The 22,295-nt window shown below is 67.3% G+C and carries 20 protein-coding genes; 10 read left to right on the top strand and 10 right to left on the bottom strand.

What is annotated here, in order from left to right; translation table 11 throughout:
* Positions 1–15 precede the first annotated feature (15 nt).
* Positions 16–873 (top strand): SPOR domain-containing protein, encoded by an 858-nt coding sequence (locus FSZ13_RS15135; protein WP_145481117.1) that lies wholly within the window; start codon positions 16–18, stop codon positions 871–873.
* Between the two features lie 150 nt (positions 874–1,023).
* On the opposite strand, the gene FSZ13_RS15130 is transcribed toward FSZ13_RS15135, so the two are convergent.
* Positions 1,024–1,773, bottom strand: coding sequence for an SDR family NAD(P)-dependent oxidoreductase (locus FSZ13_RS15130; protein ID WP_145481115.1), 750 nt, complete (start codon positions 1,771–1,773; stop codon positions 1,024–1,026).
* Between the two features lie 71 nt (positions 1,774–1,844).
* Positions 1,845–2,336, bottom strand: a complete 492-nt coding sequence (locus FSZ13_RS15125; RefSeq protein ID WP_145481113.1) for a hypothetical protein — start codon at positions 2,334–2,336, stop codon at positions 1,845–1,847.
* 157 nt (positions 2,337–2,493) lie between these two features.
* Here FSZ13_RS15125 and FSZ13_RS15120 point away from each other — a divergent pair, with 157 nt between their 5' ends.
* Positions 2,494–2,964, top strand: coding sequence for a DUF1456 family protein (locus FSZ13_RS15120; RefSeq protein ID WP_145481111.1), 471 nt, complete (start codon positions 2,494–2,496; stop codon positions 2,962–2,964).
* A 246-nt stretch (positions 2,965–3,210) separates the two neighbouring features.
* Here FSZ13_RS15120 and FSZ13_RS18780 read toward each other — a convergent pair whose 3' ends face one another.
* Both FSZ13_RS18780 and FSZ13_RS15115 read right to left on the bottom strand, forming a co-directional pair.
* Positions 3,211–3,333 carry a hypothetical protein gene (locus FSZ13_RS18780; protein ID WP_260844196.1) on the bottom strand — a complete coding sequence of 41 codons (123 nt, stop codon included), beginning with the start codon at positions 3,331–3,333 and terminating at the stop codon, positions 3,211–3,213.
* A gap of 175 nt (positions 3,334–3,508) precedes the next feature.
* Positions 3,509–4,183: a TorF family putative porin gene (locus FSZ13_RS15115; protein ID WP_145481110.1), complete on the bottom strand. Its 675-nt coding sequence runs from the start codon at positions 4,181–4,183 to the stop codon at positions 3,509–3,511.
* Positions 4,184–4,438: 255 nt separating this feature from the next.
* On the opposite strand from FSZ13_RS15115, the gene FSZ13_RS15110 reads away from it, so the two are divergent.
* Positions 4,439–4,828, top strand: coding sequence for a DUF6165 family protein (locus tag FSZ13_RS15110; protein ID WP_145481108.1), 390 nt, complete (start codon positions 4,439–4,441; stop codon positions 4,826–4,828).
* Positions 4,829–4,902: 74 nt separating this feature from the next.
* Here the strand turns inward: FSZ13_RS15110 and FSZ13_RS15105 are convergent, their stop codons facing one another.
* Both FSZ13_RS15105 and FSZ13_RS15100 read right to left on the bottom strand, forming a co-directional pair.
* The gene (locus FSZ13_RS15105; RefSeq protein WP_145481106.1) at positions 4,903–5,646 is read right to left on the bottom strand and encodes a FadR/GntR family transcriptional regulator; all 744 of its coding nucleotides are present in this window, start codon (positions 5,644–5,646) and stop codon (positions 4,903–4,905) included.
* Between the two features lie 44 nt (positions 5,647–5,690).
* The gene (locus FSZ13_RS15100; RefSeq protein WP_145481104.1) at positions 5,691–8,582 is read right to left on the bottom strand and encodes a TonB-dependent receptor; all 2,892 of its coding nucleotides are present in this window, start codon (positions 8,580–8,582) and stop codon (positions 5,691–5,693) included.
* 358 nt (positions 8,583–8,940) lie between these two features.
* On the opposite strand from FSZ13_RS15100, the gene FSZ13_RS15095 reads away from it, so the two are divergent.
* From FSZ13_RS15095 to FSZ13_RS15070, 6 genes are read left to right on the top strand one after another with little or no spacing between them, the layout of a single operon-like run.
* Positions 8,941–11,148 (top strand): polysaccharide lyase 6 family protein, encoded by a 2,208-nt coding sequence (locus FSZ13_RS15095; protein WP_145481102.1) that lies wholly within the window; start codon positions 8,941–8,943, stop codon positions 11,146–11,148.
* Positions 11,145–13,382, top strand: a complete 2,238-nt coding sequence (locus tag FSZ13_RS15090) for an oligoalginate lyase (RefSeq protein ID WP_260844195.1) — start codon at positions 11,145–11,147, stop codon at positions 13,380–13,382. The genes FSZ13_RS15095 and FSZ13_RS15090 overlap by 4 nt, the downstream gene beginning before the upstream one ends.
* Positions 13,379–14,668, top strand: coding sequence for an MFS transporter (locus FSZ13_RS15085; protein ID WP_145481100.1), 1,290 nt, complete (start codon positions 13,379–13,381; stop codon positions 14,666–14,668). Before FSZ13_RS15090 ends, FSZ13_RS15085 begins: the two co-directional genes overlap by 4 nt.
* 35 nt (positions 14,669–14,703) lie before the next feature.
* On the top strand, positions 14,704–15,459 hold the full coding sequence (locus tag FSZ13_RS15080) for an SDR family NAD(P)-dependent oxidoreductase (protein WP_145481097.1): 756 nt from the start codon (positions 14,704–14,706) through the stop codon (positions 15,457–15,459).
* A 29-nt stretch (positions 15,460–15,488) separates the two neighbouring features.
* Positions 15,489–16,670, top strand: coding sequence for a GDSL-type esterase/lipase family protein (locus FSZ13_RS15075; protein ID WP_145481094.1), 1,182 nt, complete (start codon positions 15,489–15,491; stop codon positions 16,668–16,670).
* A complete protein-coding gene (locus tag FSZ13_RS15070; protein ID WP_145481092.1) occupies positions 16,667–17,770 on the top strand; it encodes a sugar kinase in 1,104 nt (367 codons plus the stop codon). The genes FSZ13_RS15075 and FSZ13_RS15070 overlap by 4 nt, the downstream gene beginning before the upstream one ends.
* A gap of 8 nt (positions 17,771–17,778) precedes the next feature.
* On the opposite strand, the gene FSZ13_RS15065 is transcribed toward FSZ13_RS15070, so the two are convergent.
* Together FSZ13_RS15065 and FSZ13_RS15060 are read right to left on the bottom strand one after the other, a co-directional pair.
* Positions 17,779–18,204, bottom strand: coding sequence for an NUDIX domain-containing protein (locus tag FSZ13_RS15065; protein WP_145481090.1), 426 nt, complete (start codon positions 18,202–18,204; stop codon positions 17,779–17,781).
* A gap of 234 nt (positions 18,205–18,438) precedes the next feature.
* Positions 18,439–19,011, bottom strand: a complete 573-nt coding sequence (locus tag FSZ13_RS15060) for an Ax21 family protein (RefSeq protein ID WP_145481088.1) — start codon at positions 19,009–19,011, stop codon at positions 18,439–18,441.
* Between the two features lie 696 nt (positions 19,012–19,707).
* Here FSZ13_RS15060 and FSZ13_RS15055 point away from each other — a divergent pair.
* Positions 19,708–20,073, top strand: coding sequence for a DUF1428 domain-containing protein (locus FSZ13_RS15055; protein ID WP_145481086.1), 366 nt, complete (start codon positions 19,708–19,710; stop codon positions 20,071–20,073).
* A 46-nt stretch (positions 20,074–20,119) separates the two neighbouring features.
* Here the strand turns inward: FSZ13_RS15055 and FSZ13_RS15050 are convergent, their stop codons facing one another.
* The gene (locus FSZ13_RS15050) at positions 20,120–20,797 is read right to left on the bottom strand and encodes a hypothetical protein (protein ID WP_145481084.1); all 678 of its coding nucleotides are present in this window, start codon (positions 20,795–20,797) and stop codon (positions 20,120–20,122) included.
* A gap of 123 nt (positions 20,798–20,920) precedes the next feature.
* Positions 20,921–21,853, bottom strand: a complete 933-nt coding sequence (locus tag FSZ13_RS15045) for a histone (RefSeq protein WP_145481082.1) — start codon at positions 21,851–21,853, stop codon at positions 20,921–20,923.
* Positions 21,854–22,295: the final 442 nt, after the last annotated feature.

Here is a 22,295-nt window from a genome sequence, read left to right as displayed (position 1 = left end):
GTGGAGAGGCAGTAAATGGCAGCACGACGTGGCAAGACCCAGGCCCGACGCAACACCAGCCAAGGCACGCCCGGATGGGTGTGGCTGGTGGCCGGCGTGGCGATTGCCGCCGTGGTGTTCCTGGCGGCACCGAACCTGTTCAAGAACGATGGCGACGGCTTCCTGCGGGTAGGCCCGCAGCCGGACCCGAACGCGCAGCCGGCCCCGGTCAGCGACGCCGACACCGACGTGGGCGCTGAACTGCCCAAGCCGGGTGCGGCCAAGCCTGCCGAACCGGCCAAGCCGGCCGCCACGCAGTACGACTTCTACACCCTGCTGCCCGGCAAGGAAGTGGAAATGTCCGATGCGGAACTGGCGGCCAGCGCGCGCGCCGAGGAACAGCGCCGGGCCAAGGCCGAAGCGCAGCGCGCGCAGGCCGCGCTGGAAGGTCGCCCGGTGCCGGCGGCCACGCCGACGCCGGCTGCGGCTACCGCTACCGCTACCACCGCCACCGCTGCGCCGGCCCCGCTGCCGGCGCCGGTGAGCGAGCGCCCGGCAGCCACCGCGGCGGCGACGCCGGCGGCAACGCCGACCGTGCAGAAGCCGGAGGCCACGGCGGCCTCGGCACCGGCCGCTGCTGCTGCGGCACCGGCGGCAAGCAATGTGCGTTACATCCTGCAGGCCGGCGCGTTTGGCGCCTCCGGCGACGCCGAGGCGACCAAGGCCAAGCTGGCGATGATCGGCCTGGCCGCACGGGTGGAGTCGGCGCAGATCAACGGCAAGACCGTGTACCGGGTGCGCATGGGGCCGTATGGCACTGCCGGCGAGCTCGCCGATGCCAAGCAGAAGCTTGACGGCACCGGGTTGCAGGCGATGGCGATCAAGGCGCAGTAACGCCGACAGGTAGAGCCGACTGTCAGTCGGCTGCTCCACAAAAATGCCCCGCATCGCGGGGCATTTTTGTTTTGGTTGGTCGCGAAGAGCAGCCGACTGACAGTCGGCTCTACCGGGCGGCGGCATCGTTGCGGTACGCGACGGCAGCGTTCAGTCGCGCGCGACCTGGAAGCCGGCGAACGACTGGCTGACCGGCATCACTTCCAGCCGGTTGATGTTGAGGTGCGCCGGCAGGTTGGCCACCCACAGGATCTGCTCGGCGATGTCGTCGGCGGTCATCGGGTTGGCGCCGGTGTAGAGCGTGTCCGAGGCAGCCTGGTTGCCGTGGGTGCGGACCAGGGTGAATTCGGTTTCGGCCATGCCCGGTTCGATGGTGGTGACGCGCACCCCGGTACCGTGCAGGTCCGACCGCAGGCCCAACGAGAACTGGCTGACGAAGGCCTTGGTGCCGCCATAGGCATTGCCACCCGGGTACGGGTACACGCCGGCCACCGAGCTGATGTTGATGATGGCGCCCTTGCGCGCCACCAGCTGCGGCAGCAGGCGGTGGGTGAGCGTGACCAGCGCGGTGACGTTGGTGTCGATCATCGTGCGCCAGTCGTCCAGCGAGGCGCTCTGGGCCGGTGCGGTGCCCTGGGCCAGGCCGGCGTTGTTGACCAGCAGGTCGATGTCCGCGAAGCCGGCCGGCAGCGCGGCCAGCGCCGCTTCCATGGCGGCGTTGTCGCGCACGTCGAAGACCGCCGCGTGTACGCGCTCGGGGCCGTAGGCGTCGACCAGCGGCTGCAGCCGTTCGGCACGGCGCCCGGTGGCGATGACCCGCCAGCCGGCCTGGGCGAAACGATGGACGGCGGCGGCGCCAAAGCCGGAAGTGGCGCCGGTGATCAGAGCGGTACGGGTCATCGCGGGTCTCCGTGGGATTCCCGGCTATTTTCGCACCCCGCGCCCGATCGTGTTGGCCGGGGCTGGCGGCTTCAGCGGATGCGGAAGACGCGGGCCTTGGGCAGGTCCTCGTCCACCTGCAGGAACCAGCGCCCGGCAATGCCCGGCACGACCACGATGGCGGGGTTGGCGCGGCTGGCCTTGAGCTTCATTTCGCCCTTGAGCACCTGCCACCGCTGGCCATTGTCCAGGGTGAACACGGTGCCGGGCCGCCAGCCGTCCACGGAGCCGGTGACATGCGCCTCGATGGGGCCGTCGTCCAGGCCGGGGAACATCGGAGCCGGGATCGGCGCGCCGGGCAGCGGCGCGACGGCGGCGGCAACCGGCGCGGCCGGCACTGGGGCGCGGGCCTCGGCCTCGCGCAGCAGGCGGTTCAGGGCCTGCAGCTGGGCCGGGGTGAGCCCCACATCGGCCAATTGCTGCGGGTCGAGGCGCTGCTCGATCGCCACATACGGGGCCTGGGCGGTAGCCGTTGCGGCCAGCCAGACCATGCCCACACCCGCCAGAACCTGCCACCCGCGCATTGCCTGCTCCACTGCCTGTCGATGCCTGAGGAGCGCACTGTGCTTCACTTTCATGGCAGCCGGATGACAGACGGCGCGGGCTTTTCCGGGCCGGGGGCCCGGGTGGGGGTAAAATGGCGACCAGCCACGCAGCCGCGATGGCCGTATTGGACGTCACATGATCAACAACGATGTACTGCGCAGCATCCGTTACATGCTCGATCTGAGCGACGGCCGGATCGTGGAAATCTGTGCCCTGGCCGACCCGGCGTTCGTGGTCGACAAGGCCGATGTGCCCGGCTGGCTGCGCAAGGAGAACGAGGAAGGTTTCGTGGCCTGCGACGACCGCACGCTGGCGCACTTCCTGGACGGGCTGATCGTGCAGATGCGCGGTCGCGATGAAAGCCAGCCGCTGCGTCCGGTGGAAAAGCGCATCACCAACAACCTGGTGTTGAAGAAGCTGCGCGTGGCCTTCGAGCTGAAGGACGTGGACATGCATGCGATCTTCGAGAGCGCGGGGTTCCCGGTGTCCAAGCCGGAGCTGTCGGCGTTGTTCCGCCAGCCCGATCATAAGAATTTCCGCGCGTGCGGGGATCAGTTGCTGCGGAATTTCCTGAAGGGTTTGACGCTGCGCGTTCGTGGCGCGTAAGGCGCTTCTTCGATCGGGGTCCATGCGTTAAAGCGCCGATCGCGTGTATCGGCGGTCGTTTGGGAACCGACCCTACCGGGCCAGCGCCCCGGCATGGCGGGCGTGGCGGGCATGGCCGGCGTGACCGGCAAAACCGACCTGAAGGGTTTGACGCTGCGCGTTCGTGGCGCGTAGAGCGGTTCTTCGATCGGGGTCCATGCGTTAAAGCGCCGATCGAGCGTATCGGCGGTCGTTTGGGAACCGACCCTACCGGGCCAGCGCCCCGGCCTGGCCGACATGACCGGCATGGCGGGCGTGGCCGACATTGCCGGCATTGCCGACTAGACCGGCATGGCCCGGCATGACCGGCATGGCCGGCATGGCCGGCATGGCCCAGCATGGTCGGCATGGTCGGCATGGCCCGGCATGGCCCGGCATGGCCGGCATGGCCGGCATGGCGCCCGCATGGGTAGGGTCGCATCCCTATCGACCGCACGCGCGGGTGGGTACCCCGGTTGGGCATGACCTTTGCCGGAGAAGCGCGGTTTCCAGCAGCGCCGGTGGTTCAGAACGTGGTCTGTATGGCGAACTCCACGCGCGACCCGGCGTTGCTTCCGAACAGTCGCTTCGCCGCGCCATCGGTGTCGTGCGCGGTCAGGCGCAGCTCCCACGGTCCGTGCACGTTCCAGATGGCGCTGAGCTGGCCATGCAGGTAATCGTCGGCATACGCGCTGTCGAGCCAGTACTGGCCCACCGCGCCTTCGATCCGCCACTGCTCGCCCAGCGGCAGCCGCGCGCCAATCTGCGCATAGGTGCCGGTGGTGCCGCTGGCCAACGCATCGTCGGAAACGCCGACGCTCACCCAGTAACGCTCCTTCCAGGTCAGGGTGCTGTTGAGCTCGGTCCAGTCCAGGTCCACGCTGGTGGACGGGTACAGGTAACGGGTGAGGTTGACGTCCAGTGCCCAGTCCGGCGCCAGCTGGCCGCCCCACCCGGCCACGATGTCGAACTCGCTGCGCGCGCCCACGTCCGGCTCGAACGACACCCCCGACCCCCATACCGACGCATACCAGCCTGATTCGCTGCCCAGCTTGACGCCGGCCTGCACGGTGGGATCTTCCAGGGTCTGCGAACTGCCGCGCCACACGTAGTCCGTGGTCAACGTGGCGTTGCCGCTCACGGCGGCAGATGCCGCGCCACTCAGCGCCAGGCCGAGCACCAGACCACCGATCCGGCGCACGCTGCGCCCTGTTTCCTGTATTGCCACCACATCCACCACTCAAGAAAACGGCCGCGCCGTCGAGGTGCGTAGTGTGGTGAGGGCAGGCGTAAAGGCGCCATGTGGCGCGGCCGCACTCCGCGCAAATTCGGTGTAAAAGCTGCAGTGGAATCCTGCCAACCCATGGCTCCCTGCACCGCTCTGCCGGCCAACGGCCGGCGCTACGGACGGGCCGCGCTATCATGTCGGTCCTGACTGACCTGCAGCGAGAATGGCGTGGACGCGATCCTGACCCCGGTGTCGATTGGCGAGCTGATCGACAAGATCACCATCCTGGAAATCAAGGCCGAACGCATCACCGATGCGGGCAAGGTGGCCAATGTGCGCACCGAACTGGAAGGCCTGCTGCCGCTGTGGCAGGAGCTGCTGGCCGCGCAGCCGGGGCTGGAGCCGCTCAAGGCGCGGCTCAAGGACATCAACGTGCAGATGTGGGACATCCAGGACCAGCTGCGCGACAAGGAAGCGAAGCAGGTGTTCGATGATCAGTTCATCCAGCTGGCGCGTGGCGTATATGGCACCAACGGCGAACGCTCGAAGGTGAAGAACGAGATCAACCGGCTGGCCGGTTCGCAGCTGGTGGAAGAAAAGCAGTACCAGGGGGAATGATCGGCGCCCCGTAGGGTGCTGGTTGGCATTGTGCCACCACGCCGGTAGAGCCACGCCCTGCGTGGCTGGATCCATCAACGGGCGGTAGCAGCCAGGAACCGCTCGCGGTCCTGCTGGGTGCGCCGGCGGATCTCCGCCAGCGCTTCATTTTCCGTAGCTTCCAGCATCGATTCGAACAGCCGCTGGAAATGATTGCGCATGGCGGTGCGGGCCGCGCCCGGGTCGCGCTGGCGCAGGCCATCGAGGATGGCGGTGTGTTCGTCGTTGCGGGTGTCGCCGTCGTTGTGGCACACGTTGGCATACACCTGGCGCACGCGCGGCAGCTCGTTGCGCATGCGCCAGATCAGCTGCACGCAGTGCTCCACCACCGGGTTTCCGGCAATCCGCGCGATGGCCAGGTGGAACTGGCGGTCGGCCTCGCTGGCCGCCGCCTCGGTCGACGCCGGGTCGGTCATGGCCGCGATCAGGCCTTCCAGCATGTCCACTTCGGCATCGGTGATGCGGCTGGCCGCCATCGCCGCCGCCTCGGCTTCGATCACCGCCCGCGCGGCGGTGAGGTCGAAGGCCGAGACGTCCGGCAATGCCCCCGGCGCCGCCGACGGGCGCGCCTTCACATACACGCCCGAGCCGGTCTTGATGGTGATCAGGCCCTGCGCTTCCAGTGCGATCTCCGCCTCGCGCACGGTCACCCGGCTCACTCCCAGCCGTTCGGCCAGGTCGCGTTCGCCGGGCAGGCGCGAGCCGGGCGGGAATTCGCCCTTCTCGATCAGCGCGACGATTTCGGCGGCAATGGACTGGTAAAGGCGGGGTTCGGACATCATCAAGGCCTGGCTGTACGGTGGCTGGGGACCATCACGCTCGTTTAGAACCGGTAGCGTACCCCGAGATAATACCGCCGCCCGTAGGTGGTGTACTCGCGGAAGCTGCCCAGGATGGGCATATCCGACACCCGGGGCTCGTCAGTGAGGTTGCTGGCCGACAGCGATACCGACAGGTTCCTGTTGACCTTGTAGGTGGCGCGGAAGTCGAGCGAGCCATTGTCGCGGACATAACGGTTCTGCGCGGGGTCGCCAACGAACTGCTGGTAGTAGTCGGAGCGGTACTTGTAGATCGCCTGCAGGTCCAGCTTGCCCAGGCCCCAGTACACCTGCGCCGAGGCCACGTGCTTGGACAGGCCGAAGATGTTGGCCGGCTCCACGATGCCCGGGGTGACCAGGCCGGTGGCCGGGTCGGTGGACTCGCCCAGGCGCAGGTCTTCGGTCTTGAAGTTGGAATGGGCGTAGTTGTAGCTGGCCTTCACGCCCAGCCCGGAGAAGATGCCCGGCAGGTAGGAGAAGGCGTGCGAGCCGGTCAGCTCGAAGCCGATCAGGTCGCTCTTCTGGTCACTGGTGGCCAGCTGCTCGACCGGCACGGTCACGCTCACGCCATCGATGTCGAACGCCTCACCCACCACCACCGGCACCGAGCCGCCGTTGAACTGCTTGTAGTACACGGCGGTGGAGAGCATGGAATCGGCGTTGGCGTACCACTCCAGCGACACATCGGCATTCCACGACATCAGCGGGGTGGCGCGCGGGTTGCCGGTGGCGGTGATGTTGCCCAGCGCGTCGGCGACGCTGCCGAACTCGGTGTCCACCTCGTCCAGGTTGAAGCTGCGGCCGTAACCCAGCGCGGCCAAATCCGGACGCGACATCGCACGGTAGGCGGCCACGCGCAGCAGCAGGTCCGGGCGTAGTTCGAAGGCGGCGTTGAAGCTGGGCAGCCACTCGTTGTTGCTGGACTTGAGCACCTGCCGGGTGAAGTCGCCGGTGGGCCGCAGGGTCACGGTGCCGTCGGGGTTGTTGACCACGTCCAGCCCGCTGCGCAGGCCCATCGACCGCACGTCGGTATGCACCCAGCGTACGCCGATGTTGCCGGTGACCGGCACGCCGAACCATTCGCTGCTGTAGTCGCCCATCAGGTAGACGGCGCTGGTCTTCTCGGTCACGTCGTTGTTGGCCGGGTCGCGCAGGTCCGCGCTCAGGCCGGTGTCGTCGGCGCCGGTGAAGGCCTTGAACAGACAGCGGCTGTCGAAGGTGGCCCACTGGTCGATGGTGTTGCCGCTGGCATTGGCCAGGAAGTCGTCCTGCGGGAAGGCCTGGCGGCATGCGCGGTTGGCGGCGCGGATCGCAGCGACATTGGTGGTGGTGACATCCACGGTGTCGGTGAAATCGGTGTAGGTCGCTTCGGAACGCCGCAGGCCACCCTTCAGCGCGGTGAAGAAGCCGCTTTCCGGAGTAAACGCCGCATCGAAGCGGCCGGCACGGATGGTGTGCTCGCGGTCCTGCTGGCGGCGCCGGACCAGCGCCGAATCGGTGAAGTTGTCCGGGTTGTTGACGTCGAACGCCGGATCCAGATGGATGCTGGGTACGTCGCCGCTGTAGTCGTAGGTGTAGTCCACGTAGCGGGTGTTCTTGATCCCCGCCACCGGATTGCCGTTGATGTCGGTACGGCCGGCGCGCAGGCGGGTGGAACGTTCAATCTGCGAGCGTTCGGTATTGGAGTAGGACAGGTCGGTGGACAGCATCCACGCCGGGCTGGGCCGCACGATCAGGTTCAGGCCACCGCCGGTGTATTCCTCGTTGCGCTCGAGGAAATTGCCGGTGGAATCGATGGTGGTGCTGCCGGTGTGGCTGAGCAACGCACCGTCATCGCTGACCACGCGGTTGTTGATGTTGCGCATCATCGACGACAGCGTGAGGTCGGAGCGGTCTTCGGTGTAGTCGCGCTTGGAGTGCTGGTAATCCAGGTTGACCTCGACCGCGTCGTTGGGCCGCCACTGCAGCGCGCCGAACTGTGAATCGCGCTTGTCGTGTTCGATGAACTGGCGGTACAGGCGGCTGCCGGGCACCAGGTAGTACGGCGCGCCGTTGGCGACGTCGTTGCCGTTGACCTGGGTGCAGTTGCGGGTGGCACCGACCACTTCGCGGCCATCGCAGGCGGCCCACGTGGTGCTGCTGGAGAACATTTCTTCCGGGTTGCTGCCTTCCAGCGCCTGCAGGCCAAGCGACACGCCCAGCTTGCCGCCGTTGCTGAACTCGAACTGGTCGATGTAGCTGGCGGTACCGCGCCAGCCCACGCCATCGCCGTCCTTGAGGCGGTCGTCGTACTCCTGCCAGGTGCCGCGGCCGTCCAGCTGGATGGTCTGCTTGCCGTACTCCAGCGGTTTGACGGTTTCCATGTTGACCGTGCCGGCGACGCCGCCTTCGACGAAGTCGGCGCGCTGGGTCTTGTAGATCGCCACGGTGTTGATCAGCTCCGACGGGAACTGATTGAAGTTCACCGAGCGGTCGCCGCTGCCGTTGGTGGCCTCGCGCCCGTTGAAGGTGGACGAGCCCAGGAACGGGCCCAGCCCGCGGATCGAGATTTCCGAGGCGCCGCCCTTTTCGCGGTGGGTGGACGCGCCGGTGATGGTTTCGATGGCTTCGCCGATGGACAGCGCCGGCAGGTCGCCGATGTCTTCCGCCGACAGCACATCGGAAACCACGGTCTCCTCGCGTTTCTTGTCGATCGAGGTCTGGATGGTGCCGCGGGTACCGGTCACCTGGACCTGGTCGAGCGTGGTGGCCTGCTGGCCTGGCGCGGTGGCCGGGGCGGCGTCCTGCGCGTGCACCAGCGGCACGGCCGCAGTAGCGCACAGGGCGTAGAACAGCGCGCTGTGCAGCGCGGTGTGGCGGAGGCCTCGTGGCGAGGCCGTACGGCGGTCATGCAACATCGTGATCTCCCTCCCAGGATGGATCGTCCGACTACACGGATTCGATCCGGAAGATTCACGGTTGGAAGACCAATGTCAATGAATTGGTACTAAAGTCTACCCCGGTGATGCACCTAGACCAGTTAGGACCACTTTTATGTGCGGATGCAGCAGGATTTTGCGCAAAGCGCTTACCAGATGCGTCTAAAGTGGTATGCGATTCTGGTTGACTGTTGCGCGGTGGAGGCTGTTACCATCCGGACTCGCGTTGGCGTCCATGGTGATCTGGGAGGGTTAGCCGGTGGCACAGCAACATGATGTGGGTCAGGGTAAGGCGGTGAAGCGTTGGCGTTGGTGGGGTCCGTGCGTTAAAGCGCCGATGGGCCGTACGGGCGGGCGTTTGGGAACCGCCCCTACCATTCTGGCACTGCTCCTCTGCCCTGGGTTTGCCTGGTCGGCTGAGTATCTTGTGCACGACGCGGCTGGGTACGCTGCCGCTGCCAAGGGCCTTGAACCGGGCGATACCGTCGTTCTGGCTGACGGGATCTGGCGGGATATGGACCTGCTGCTGACGGGCACCGGTACAATTGGTCAACCAATTCGACTGACTGCCCAGACCCCGGGCAAGGTGATCCTCAGCGGGCAGTCGCAGCTTCGGCTGGCCGGCGCCTATCTGGAGGTGTCCAACCTGGTGTTCCGCGATGGCTGGGCGCCGGGCGGCGAGGTGGTGAGCTTCCGCAGCTCCTCCAAGGCCTGGGCCGAGCACAGCCGGGTTACCGGGATCGTGATTGACGGCTATAGCAAGCCCGACCGCGCCCAGTCCGACAACTGGGTGGCGATGTACGGCCGCTTCAACCGCTTCGACCACAACCAGCTGGTGGGCAAGACCAACGCCGGCACCACCCTGGTGGTGGTACGCAACGCCACCAGCGGCCTGGACAACCGCCACCGCATCGACCACAACTGGTTCGGGCCACGCCCCAACCTGGGCAGCAACGGCGGCGAGACCATCCGGGTGGGCACCAGCCACGATTCGCAGTCGGCCTCGAACACGGTGGTGGAGAACAACTGGTTCGAGCACTGCGATGGCGAAGTGGAGATCGTCTCCAACAAGTCCGGCGGCAACCTCTACCGCGGCAACGTGTTCAAGGAATCGCGCGGCTCGATGGTGCTGCGCCACGGCCACGGCAACGTGGTGGAGCGCAATGTGTTCCTGGGCAACGGCAAGGCGCACACCGGTGGGGTGCGGGTGATCAACCGCGACCAGATCGTGCGCGACAACTACTTCGAAGGGGTGGCCGGCGACGGCTTCGCCGCGGCGCTGGCGGTGATGGCCGGCACCCGCGATGCACCGCTCAACCGCTATGAGCAGGTGGACAACGCGCTGATCCGCCACAACAGCTTCGTGCAGGCGCGTTACCTGTTCCTCGGTGCCGGGCTGGACGAGGAGCGCAACGCCATGCCGGTGCGCAGCAGGCTCGCCGACAACCTGTTCGTCGGCGATGGCAGCGGCGAGCTGTTGCGCACGCAGGGCGACCTTTCCGGCATTGCCTTCAGCGGCAACGTGCAGAGCCCCACGGCATCACCCGGTTTCCCCAACGGCGTGCAGGGCCGTAGCCTCACCCTGCAGCGCGCGGCCAACGGGCTGTTGTATCCGCCGGCCGGCATCGAGGTCGGCGCACCGCGCGACCTGGCGCCGGTTCCGCGCGAACAGGTCGGCGTGGCGTGGTATCCCAAGCAGCTGACCCGGACCGCGCTGGACAGCGGCCGCGAGCAGCGCGTGGCGCCGGGCGAAGACACCCTGGTGACAGCGGTGGCGGCCAGCGCCGCGGGCGACCGCCTGCAGCTGCAGGCCGGCGATTACCGCATCAGCCAGGTGCTGGCGGTGGACCATCCGCTGAGCGTGGTGGGTCCGGCCAAGGGCAAGGCCACGCTGCGCTTTTCGCGGCCGTCGCTGTTCGAGATCCGCCCCGGCGGTTCGCTGCGCCTGGCCGGGCTCGACATCGACGGCAGCCTGGCGCCGGACGCCGCCGGCAATGCGGTGATCCGCGTGCCGCCGGGCAGCCAGGCCTTCGATTACACGCTGGACATCGCCGACAGCCGCATCCACGACCTGAGCAGCAACAAGGCCTTCGATGTGATCAACACCGGCAAGGGCACGTTCGCCGCGTCGATCCGGCTGCAGGGGGTGACGGTGCGCGACATCAGCGGCAGCGTGATCGCCGCGGCCGCCGAGACCGACGACCTGGGCACCTACAACGCCGAAACCGTGGACATCGTCGATTCGGTGTTCCAGCGGATCGACGGCCCATTGGTGAACCTCTACCGCGGCGGCACCGATGAAAGCACCTTCGGCCCGGCCTTCCAGCTCCGCGGCAGCCGCCTGGAACAGGTCGGCAATGCCGGCGATACCAGCCTGCGCCTGCACGGCGTGCAGCAGGCCAGCCTGAGCGACACCACCTGGCTGCGCAGCGGCCGGGTGCGGTTCACCCACCAGACCGGCGAGCCCACGCTGCGCCTGCGCAACACCACGTTCACCGCTACGGCGGCGCTGCAGTCCGATCTTCCAGCCGAGACTTTGCCATGACGCGTTCCACGCCCCTGATGCTGCTGCTGGCGGCCACTTTCAGCGCCTGCGCGCTGCCCGTCGCGCACGCGCAGGCGCCCAGCGCCGCCGCGCGCGGCACCCAGGCCGACACCGCACCGGTGCTGGTCACCGCCGCGCAGTGGGAGCAGATGCGCCGCGACGGTGCCGGCTACCCGATGTTCGCCAGGGAACAGGCGCGTGCGGAAAAACTCGTGCGTGCCATGATGAAGGCCGGCATCGACGTGCCGGTACCCAAGGACAAGGGCGGCGGCTACACCCACGAACAGCACAAGCGCAATTACCAGGCCATCCAGGCCGCGGGCGCGCTGTACCGCCTGACCGGCGACAAGGCGTATGCGAACTTCGCGCGCGATGTGCTCCTCGGCTACGCCAAGCTGTACCCCGGCCTGGGGGCGCATCCGGAAGGACGCGGGCAGATTCCCGGGCGACTGTTCTGGCAGACCCTCAATGATTCGGTGTGGCTGGTCAACGCCGTGCAGGGCTACGACGCGATCCGCGACAGCCTCACCGCCGACGAACGCCGCACCATCGACGACAACGTGTTCCGGGCGATGGCGCGGTTCCTGAGCGGCAACCCGGAGAATTTCGACAAGATCCACAACCACGCCACCTGGGCGGTGGCCGCCACCGGCATGACCGGCTATGTGCTGCGCGATCCGGTACTGGTGGATCAGGCGCTGAAGGGCAGCAGGCGCGATGGCAGCGCCGGCTTCCTCAAGCAGGTGGACCAGCTGTTTTCGCCGGATGGCTATTACGAGGAAGGCCCGTACTACCAGCGGTATGCGCTGGCGCCGTTCATCCTGTTCGCGAATGCTGTACAGCGCAACGAACCCGACCGAGGAATCTTCAAGCGCCGCGACGGGGTGCTGCTCAAGGCAGTGGATGCGCTGGTGCAGAGCAGCTATGGCGGTTACTTCATCCCGATCAACGACGCGATCCTGGACAAGGGGCTGGACACCGAAGAGCTCGTGGCAGGCATCGACATCGCGTACGCCAACACCGGCGATGCACGGTTGCTGTCGGTCGCCAAGGACCAGAAGCGCGTGCTGCTCTCGCCCGAAGGGCTGCAGGTGGCCAAGGCGCTGGCTGAAAACAAGGCCAAGCCCTATGACTTCGTGCCCACCCTGCTGCGCGACGGTCCGGACGGCACCGAAGGCGCACTGGCGATCCTGCGCATGGGTGGCGAGAACGGCCAGGCGCTGGTGATGAAGAACACCAAGCAGGGCATGGGCCACGGTCACTTCGACAAGCTCAACTGGCTGTTCTACGACAACCGCCAGCGCGTGGTCACCGACTACGGCGCGGCGCGCTTCCTCAACATCGAAGCCAAGTCCGGCGGCATCTACCTGCCCGAGAACACCAGCTGGGCGCGGCAGACGCTGGCGCACAACACGCTGGTGGTGAACGAGCAGAGCCACTTCGGCGGTGACTGGAAGAAGGGCCAGCCGCTGTCGCCGGTCCCGCTGCTGTTCGCGGTGACCGACGACACCCAGATCGTGTCGGCACGCATGGACGGTGCGTACGACGGCGTGAGCTTCACCCGCACCCAGGCGCTGCTGTCGCACCCCTCGCTGGGCCAGCCGGTGGTGCTGGACCTGCTGCGCGTGGACGGCAGCAAACCGGCCCGCTACGACCTGCCGCTGCACTTCAACGGCCACATCATGGACGTCGGCTTCAAGGCGCAATCGGCCGTGGCCACCCGGCCGGTGCTGGGCACGGCCAACGGCTACCAGCACGTGTGGGTGGATGCCTCCAGCGACCCCTCCGCCGAGGCCCGCAGCCTGACCTGGCTGCTGGATGGGCGCTTCTATACCTACCGTTTCGCCAGCACCGCGCCATCGCGTGCGTTGATCGGCGAAAGCGGCGCCAACGACCCGTCGTTCAACCTGCGCCGCGAGCCGTTGCTGCTGCAGCGCGTGGATGGCCAGGCCAGCACCACCTTCTACGGCGTGCTGGAACCGCATGGGCAGTACGACGGCACGGCCGAAACCGTGCGCGGCGCCAACAGCCGCATCGATGCGATCACCCACTACCGCGGCAAGGACGCCAGCGTGCTGGTGCTGGCGCTGGCGGGCGGCAAGCGGGTGGCACTGGGGGTGGCCGATGATCCGTCCAAGGGCGGCACGCACGAAGTGAGCGGGAACGGCCAGCGCTGGACCTGGAACGGCGGCTGGAAGCGCTTCGACACCGCCAGCGGCAAGGACGGCAAATGAAGATCACGAGCAAGGCAACGTCCTACGTACGCTGGCTGATCGTGGCCCTGATCGCGGTGGCCACGGTGATCAACTACATCGACCGCAACGCCCTGGCGGTGATGTGGCCACAGATCTCCAAGGACGTGGGCGCCACCAAGGAAGACTACGCGCTGCTGGTCACGGTGTTCATGCTGTTCTACGCCGCCGGCCAGTTCGTGTTCGGCCGGCTGTTCGACATCATCGGCACCCGGCTGGGTTTCGCGCTTTCGATCGCGGTGTGGTCGATCTCGATCGCACTGCACTCGGTCACCCATTCGATCCTGTCCTTCAGCATCGTGCGGGCCATGCTGGGCATCAGCGAAGCCGGCGCGTGGCCGGGTGCGGTGAAGGCCAATGCGGAATGGTTCCCGGCGCGCGAACGGGCTCTGGCACAGGGCGTGTTCAATGCCGGCGCGTCCGTTGGCGCGATCGTGTCGGCGCCGCTGATCGCGGTGCTGTTCCTGTGGCTGGGATGGCGCGGCACGTTCATCCTGATCGGCGCGATCGGTTTCGTCTGGCTGCTACCGTGGCTGGTCATCTACCGCGCCGGCCCGGACAAACATCCGTGGGTAAGCGCCGCAGAGCGCGCGCTGATCCTGGATGCGCCGGCCGAACAGCCGGCGGTGCCCAAGGCCGAGTACGCGCCCAACGTGCGCCAGCTGCTGGGCCACCGGCAGACCTGGGGCATCCTGATCTCGCGCTTCTTCCTGGACCCGATCTGGTGGCTGTTCGTGTCCTGGCTGCCGATCTACCTGGCCGATACCTTCGGCTTCGACATCAAGCAGATCGGCATCTTCGCCTGGGTGCCCTATGTGGGCGCAATGATCGGCAGCCTCGGCGGCGGCTGGCTGTCCGGCCGGCTGATCGGCGCCGGCTGGAGCGTGGACCGCGCGCGTAAATGGGTGATCACCCTGGGCGGGGCGATCATGGCGCCTGCGCTGGTGGGCGCGGTGCTGGCCACCGACCCGGTGTGGGCGGTGGTGACCATCGCCTTCGTGCTGCTGGGCTTCCAGATCGCCATCGGCAACATCCAGACCCTGCCCGGCGACATCTTCAGCGGCAAATCGGTGGGCTCGCTGGCCGGGCTGGGCGGCATGGCCGCGGTGGCCGGCACGCTGATCACCACCTGGCTGGTGCCGGTGATGACCCGCGAGTCCTACGCACCGATCTTCATCCTGGTGGCGGCGCTGGTGCCCGCCTCCCTGCTCGCCCTGTGGCTGGTGACCGGACGCGTCGAGAAGGTCGACGCGCCGCCGCACCGCTGAATTTCCTTTTCCCCCTCGCATCACTGGAGTAACAAATGAATCAGTTCAAGGACAAGGTGGCGATCGTCACCGGTGGCGGCCGCGATATCGGCCGTGAGATCTCGCTCAAGCTGGCCGCGGCCGGCGCCAAGGTGTGCATCAACTACGCCAATGACGAAGCCAGCGCGCAGGAGACCCTGCAGCAGGTGCAGGCCGCCGGCGGCACCGCCATCGTGCACCGCGCCGACGTGACCGACGCGCAGGCCGTGGCCGGCATGGTTGCCGCCACCCAGGCTGCGTTCGGGCCACGGATCGACGTGCTGGTGAACGTGGCCGGCGGCATGGTGCAGCGCCGCCCGCTGGCCGAGATCGACCCGGCGTTCTTCCACAAGGTGATGGACCTCAACATGAGCTCGGTCTACCTGACCACCCATGCGGTGGTGCCGCACATGCCCGAGGGCGGCGCGATCGTGAACTTCGCCTCGCAGGCCGGCCGCGATGGCGGTGGCCCGGGCGCCTCGATCTATGCCACCGCCAAGGCGGCGGTGATGACCTTCACCCGTGCCATGGCCAAGGAACTGGGGCCGCGCGGTATCCGCGTCAACGCGCTGTGCTGCGGCATGATCGCCACCCGCTTCCATGACGAGTTCACCAAGCCGGAAGTGCGTACCGCCGTGGCCGGCAACACCCCGCTGCGCCGGCAGGGCCGTCCGCAGGAAGCCGCCGACACCGCGGTGTACCTGGCCTCGGACGCGGCCGGCTTCATCACCGGTGCCAACGTCGACGTCAACGGCGGCACCTACTTCTCCTGATAGAACGCTGACCGCCTGGGAGGGCCGCCATGCTGCGCTGGATCACTGCACTTTCATTTGCACTTGTCACCAGCGCCGCCGCGCTGCCCAGCCAGGCCCAGGTCTGGGTACCGGCCTGGACCGCCTCGCCGGCGCCCGACCGTCAGGACGGCGCGCCGGAAGCACCGGTGCAGTTCGCCAACCAAACCGTACGCCAGGACATGCGCCTGGCCAGCTCGGCCACTGCGCTGCGCTTCCGCATCACCAATGAGCTGGGCGTGGCGCCGCTGCATATCGGCGGCGCCACCGCGCAGCGCACCGGCAAGGCCACCCCGGCCAAGTTGGTGACCTTCAACGGTCGCAGCGAGGTCACCGTGCCAGTGGGCGCGGTGCTGCTCAGCGACCCGGTGCCGATGGCAGTGCCGGCGCTGGCTGATGTCTCGCTCACCGTGTACTTCCCCGAACCCACCCAGCCGGCGGTGCGGCGCACTGCGCTGCGGATTGCCGATGGCCGCCATGCCGAGGTGGGCGACAGCGTGAAGCTGGCCTACCGGCAGAACGTGGTGTCGGCGGTGCTGGCCGAGCGCAGCAGCACGCCGATCGTGGTGGTCGCGCTGGGCGATTCGATCACCGAAGGGGGCACCGCCACGCGCGGCAGCAACGGCGATTGGCCTTCACTGCTGGCCGCCCGCCTGCAGCAGGCCTGCCCTGACCAGGTGGTGCTGGTGAATGCGGGCATCAGCGGCAACAAGGTGATGGACCATGGCCGCAGCCACAGCGCGCTGGCGCGGCTGGACCGCGATGTGATCGCATTGCCGCACGTGGATCGGGTGATCCTGTTCGAAGGCATCAACGATATCCGCCATGACGGCGGCACCCCACCGGTGCCGGGCCGCAATGCCGAGGACATGGTGCTGGGTTACCGCCAGGTCGCCGAGCGCCTGCACAGCAACGGCATCCGCGCGATCGCCGCCACGATCACGCCGTTCGGTGGGTCGGACCGCTACGAACCCGTATCGGCCGGCACGCGCACCACGCTGAACACCTGGATGCGCGGTGGCCGCAGTGGCTTCGATGCGCTGATCGACTTCGACCGGATCCTGCGCGACCCGGCCAAGCCGGAGTTCCTGCCGGAAGCCATCACCCGCGATTTCCTGCACCCGAACGACGAAGGCTACCGGCGCATGGCCGAAGGCGTGGACCTGGCCCTGCTCGGGTGCACCGCACGATGAGCGCGCAACGGTTCCAGCTGGCGCCCCACCCTACCCCGCGCTGGGCTGCGATGGCGCTGGGCGAAGTGATGCTGCGGTTCGACCCCGGCGAAGGCCGCGTGCGCAATGCGCGGCAGTTCCAGGTGTGGGAAGGCGGCGGCGAGTACAACGTGGCGCGCGGGCTCAGCAGCACGTTCGGCCATTCCACCGCGGTGCTGACTGCGCTGCCGCGCAATGAGCTGGGGCTGCTGGCGCAGCAGCTGATCCAGGCCGGCGGGGTGGATGCCAGCCAGATCATCTGGCGCGGGTACGACGGCATCGGCCGCAACACCCGCATGGGGCTGAACTTCACCGAGCGGGGTTTTGGGGTGCGTGCGCCACTGGGCGTGTCCGACCGCGCGTACTCCGCGGCGTCCCAGCTGCAGGCAGACGAGTATGACTGGGACACCCTGTTCGGCGTGCTCGGGGGGCGTTGGCTGCACACCGGTGGCATCTTCGCCGCGTTGTCCGAACACAGTGCGCAGACCGCCATCGCCGCGGTGCGCGCGGCGCGACGGCATGGCGTGGCTGTGTCCTATGACCTCAACTACCGCGCCAGCCTGTGGAACAGCCACCCGGATCCGGATGCGGCGCGGCAGGGCAACTGCGCGATCGCCGCCGAGTGCGACCTGCTCATTGGCGACGAGTACTCGTTCGCGGCCTGCCTCGGCATGGACCTGGCCGACCTGGGCCGTCGCGAGACACCGATGGATGTGGGCCCAGCCGATGCGGCGGCGCTGCGGGCGCTGGAGCGTTTCCCGAACCTGCAGGCTGTGGCGTTCACCCTGCGCGATGCAAGCAACGCGGCCCGCAACGGTTGGGCCGGCGCGCTGCGCAACCGCGAGGCCCTGTTCGTCTCGGCCGCGCGCGAAGTGGACCTGCTGGACCGCGTCGGCGGCGGCGATGCGTTCGTGGCCGGGGTGGTGCATGCCCTGCTGGAAGGCCTCGGTGAACAGGCGGCGGTGGAACTGGGGGCAGCGCATGGCGCATTGGCGATGACCACGCCGGGCGATGCCGCGTGTGCCAGCCGCGAGGAAGTGGAAGCGGTGGCGCGCGGCGACGCTGCCGCCGCACGACGCTAGCGCGCGGCTCAGCGCGGCTCGGCGAGCCGCGCCAGGCCTTCGGTGGCCGAGCGGGTCAGGGGGGCGGGCAATGCGTCGGCCGCGAACCAGTCCACGGCCAGGATCGCCTCGGGTTCGAGCGATGCGGCCGGAGTGTCGTCCAGCGTGCGCGCCAGGTAGACCGGTGCCACCCAGTGCTGGCCCAACGCCGGCTCGAAGTGATCCACCACGCAGAGCAGCCGCTCCAACGCGACGCGCAGGCCGGTTTCTTCCAGCACTTCGCGCACCACGGTGTCTTCCACTTTTTCCATCCAGTCGACCTTGCCGCCGGGCAGGCCCCAGTGGCCCTGCTCGGGGGCGCGCCCGCGCTTGACCAGCAGGACGGCGCCATCGGCACGCTGGATGACGGCACCACAGCCGACGCGGGGTTGTTGCGGTGGGGTCGGCTGGGACATGCGGTTCTCCGGGAGGCGGCGGCATTATCGCCTGCGGGGCCGCGACCACCAACGGTGGCCGCCTACCGGCTGCTGCGCGTGCGCGACCACCAACGGTGGCCGCCTACCGGTGTATGGGGTGGTAGGTGCCGACCGTTGGTCGGTACGCCTTTCGCGCGCACAAAAAAGGCCCGGCAATGTGCCGGGCCTTGCCGCTGCGCCGTTCAGGCGCGCAGCGGAGCGATCAGACGCCGCTTACCAGCTGAAGCGCGGGCCGACCGACCATTCCTTGTCACCGTGGCGATCCATCTTGATATCGCCGTTGATGCCCCAGTTCTGGTTCAACTTCACCTGGCCACCGAGGCGACCGTAGAACTCGCCGTCCGGGTTGATGCCACGCTTCTTGCTGTAATCCTCGTAGCCAGCCATGGCATAGACTTCGGCATGGTCGCCGAACGCGGTGCGGATACCGGCTTCGGCGCTGTAGCCGTTGAAGTCCAGGCCTTCCTTCGGGTCGTACTTGTTGTAGGCAACGCGGCCCACGAAGTCGGTGCTGGTGGCGATTTCGTGGTTGTAGCCCACGCCCACGCGCCACTGGTCAATCTTGAAGTCGCCGATGTCGGTCTTCTGCTGGCTGTACTCACCAAACGCATGGAAGTTCGGCAGGAAACCGTACGAACCCTTGACACCCCAACCGTCAGCCTTGCCACCGTCGGCATCGGTCTTGACGTAGTCGCCTTCGGCGTAATTGTAGGAAAGGCCTTCGGCAGCGGAAGCAGCGAACGGCAGAGCGGCGGCCAGCGCCAGGGCAATCAGGGAAGTCTTCATGGGGGTACACCTTTTCTTGTTCGGTCGTGCAGTGGCGCAAGCGGCTTCTGCATCGGGAATGTAAATTCTCCGTTATTCGACACAACGCGCCCTGAAGTAGGCCACCTTCAACGCAGCGAATTTTCGGCAACCATTCAGTCGGCGCGTGTCATACGCGCGCAATGCAATGTCGTGCCGTGCACAACGCGTGACGTAGTGACACGCCATGCGTGTCAGCGCGGTAGCTGAGCGTTCGCAAACAATCCTGGAGCGGCATACCGGCCAGAACGGCACGGCAACGCAGAATGGAATCCGGTCACGACGATACCCTCGCGGGGCGTCGCGCGTTGGGGAAGCCGCTCTTGGGGAGTAGTCGGCTAACGCGCCCATCTTCCGTATTGCACCGGCTGACGCAGCTGGGGCGTCGCACCGCAGGTCTCTTGGGGTAGGCCCTGCCCGGCCTCTGCATAGTGTGCTGAACACGGTCCCGTAAACATCAGGATGTTCCTCACTGTGGTTAGGGTTTTTCTGACCCCCGACCCACTCCCGTGTGGCTCGCGCCGCGCACAAGCAATTGATTCTGCGCGATGACACCGCATGAACAGGCAGCCATCACGTGATTTGACGGAGGCCAGGCGCACTGTCGATTTCCCCCACGCCCATGCGTCGTACCTGTGAAGGTGCCCATCCTGGCGCACCGGTGACCGGAGGCTGCAGATGTCCTATATCGACGGTTTCGTACTGGCCGTACCCACCGCCAACAAACAGAAGTTCATCGATCACGCCAATGAAGGCGACTCGGTATTCATCGACTTCGGCGCCATACGCGTCGTCGAATGCTGGGCCGATGATGTCCCCCGCGGCAAGCAGACCGACTTCTTCCGCGCGGTCGAAGCCAAGGACGATGAAACGTTGGTGTTCTCCTGGGTCGAGTGGCCGGACAAGTCCACGCGCGATGCCTGCATGGAGAAGATGATGAGCGACCCGCGCATGGATCCGGAGAAAAACCCGATGCCGTTCGACGGCAAGCGGATGATCTATGGCGGCTTCGTTCCGATCGTGGATCTGGACGGCAAGCGGTAATCCTCGACCGGACGGCGGCGACGACGCAGGCAGCCACCCACCCGGTTCAGCGGATATGGCTGCTGTCGTCGTCCATCCGGTGCGCACTGCCCATGCCCATGCCGCCGCCCATGCCCCCCATGCCGCCACCTGCACCGCCCTTTCCGCCGCTGCGGTCGCCGCCATCAGGTTTGCCGCGCGTCCCCCCCGGCGCGGGACGCGCGGGTCCCTGGCGGGGAATGGTTACGCCGGTGGGAATGGGCGCCAGGTCCAGCGCTTCGCGGATGAAGTCGCGCAGCGATACCACCAGTTCGGCGGTGGGCACGGCGCGGCCTTCGGCCAGTTCATTGGCGGCATGCGCGGCCAGCCGCACCTGTTCGTCGGTACCCAGCAGCACGATGTCGGACAGCGCCGCTTCCACCGCATCGCGGATCCGGCGCGCACGGTCGCTGCCGGTGTTGCGCGGCAGATCCAGGGTGTCGTCTTCTTCGCCGGGCAGTTGGCGCAGGTCGCGCAGGTGGCGGGGGTCGACGTGCAGCGCCCCGGTGAATGACCCGCCCAGGGTTTTGTAAGCGGCGATCAGGGTACGCAGGCGCTCGTTGATCTGGCGGTTCTCGCGCTCGCGGCGCTGTTGCAGGGTCTGCATGAAGACCAGGCGGATACCCACGCCGACCAGGGTGATGACGGCCAGCCCGACCAGGGTCGAGAGCATGGCCTGCCAGGAACTGAAGTCCAGGTTGCGCATCGGTGTGCAGACTCCCCGCCGTGGTGGCTGGATGGTCCTGCGTTCTACCGGAAGCGGCGTTGCTGCGGCGTGTTCACGTGGGTGCTCACGGCGCCCGCCCGGGGGCAGGCGCCGTGCTGACGCTTACTTGCGGGCGCGCTTGGCCGGGGCCTTGCGAGCCACGGTCTTGGCAGCGCGCTTGGCCGGGGCGGCCTTGCGGGCGACGGCCTTCCTGGCCACGGCCGTCTTCTTGCCGACGGCCTTCTTGGTGGCTGCCGACTTGCGGGCCACGGTCTTCTTGGCGACGGCGACCTTCTTGCCGACCGTCTTGCGGGCGGTAGCGGTCTTCTTGCCAACGACCTTCTTGGTGGCAGCCGACTTGCGGGCTACGGCCTTCTTGGCGGTGGCGACCTTCTTGCCAACCGTCTTACGGGCGGCCACGGTCTTCTTGCCAGCAACCTTGCGGGCGGTGGCCGACTTCTTGGCAACGGCCTTCTTTGCGGTAGCAACCTTCTTGCCGACAGCCTTTTTGGCGGTCGCGGTCTTCTTGGTCACGGCCTTCTTGGCGGTGGCCGACTTGCGGGCGACAGCCTTTTTGGCAGTTGCGACCTTCTTGCCGGCGACCTTCTTGGCCGCAGCGGTCTTCTTCGTCACGGCCTTCTTGGCGGTGGCGACCTTCTTGCCGGCAACCTTCTTGGCGGCCTTGGTGGTCTTGGTCACGGCCTTGTCGGCGGCGGCCTTCTTCTTGGCGACCTTCTTGGTCAGCGCAGCCGCTTCGGCCTTGGCATTGGACTTGGCCGCTTCCAGCTTCTTCTTGGCGCTGGCCAGGGTCTTGCCCACCGACTTGGCGGCCTTGTCGGCCTTCTTGGCGACGGTCTTCTCAGCCTTCTTGACCGCCTTGGTGACCTTGGCCACCTGGGTGGTGGCAGCCTTGCGCGCGCGCTTGGCGGTCTTCTTTACCTTGGCGACCACTTCTTCGGCGGTGTGCGCGATGGTTTCGCCCACGCCTTCGGCGGTTTCTTTCACGCTCTCGACGCCCTGCGACAGGGTCGCGGTCACACCATTTCCGTTGCTCATGTTGCCCTCCTGAGGGGCCTGGTCAGTGATTTCGCTGGCGATGCTATACCGGCGCGGTCCCGGGTGGAACGGTCTTGTCGCAGCGGATGAGGCGCGGATGTGCTGCGGAGATGCGACGAATGCAACACGCGTGTGCCGTGCTGGTGTGGAAAAGCGCTTTAAAACAGCGGTGCGCGTGTTTCCCGCGCGTGCACGCGTGGCGCGTTTCGCGTGCGTGGCGGCGGGTGGTGCGGGTCTGGAATTGATGGTCGTGCGCGGACATTCCGTTGCCCTTTCCTGCACAAGTGCGCTGGATGTGCGGGAATTTCTGCTGGGGCGGTGGAGCGTTTCTTCGTTTGGGGTCCATGCGTTACCGGGGCGATGGGCGCTATTGGCGGTCGTCTGGGGACCGACCCTACCGGGGAGGTGCGACGGTTTTCTGGCGACCTGGTGCAGTCCGGCC

Origin of the sequence: Stenotrophomonas rhizophila, assembly GCF_007667275.1 — a bacterium.
Classification (GTDB): Bacteria; Pseudomonadota; Gammaproteobacteria; order Xanthomonadales; family Xanthomonadaceae; genus Stenotrophomonas; species Stenotrophomonas maltophilia_AE.
This window is presented reverse-complemented; position numbering and strand designations above follow the sequence as displayed.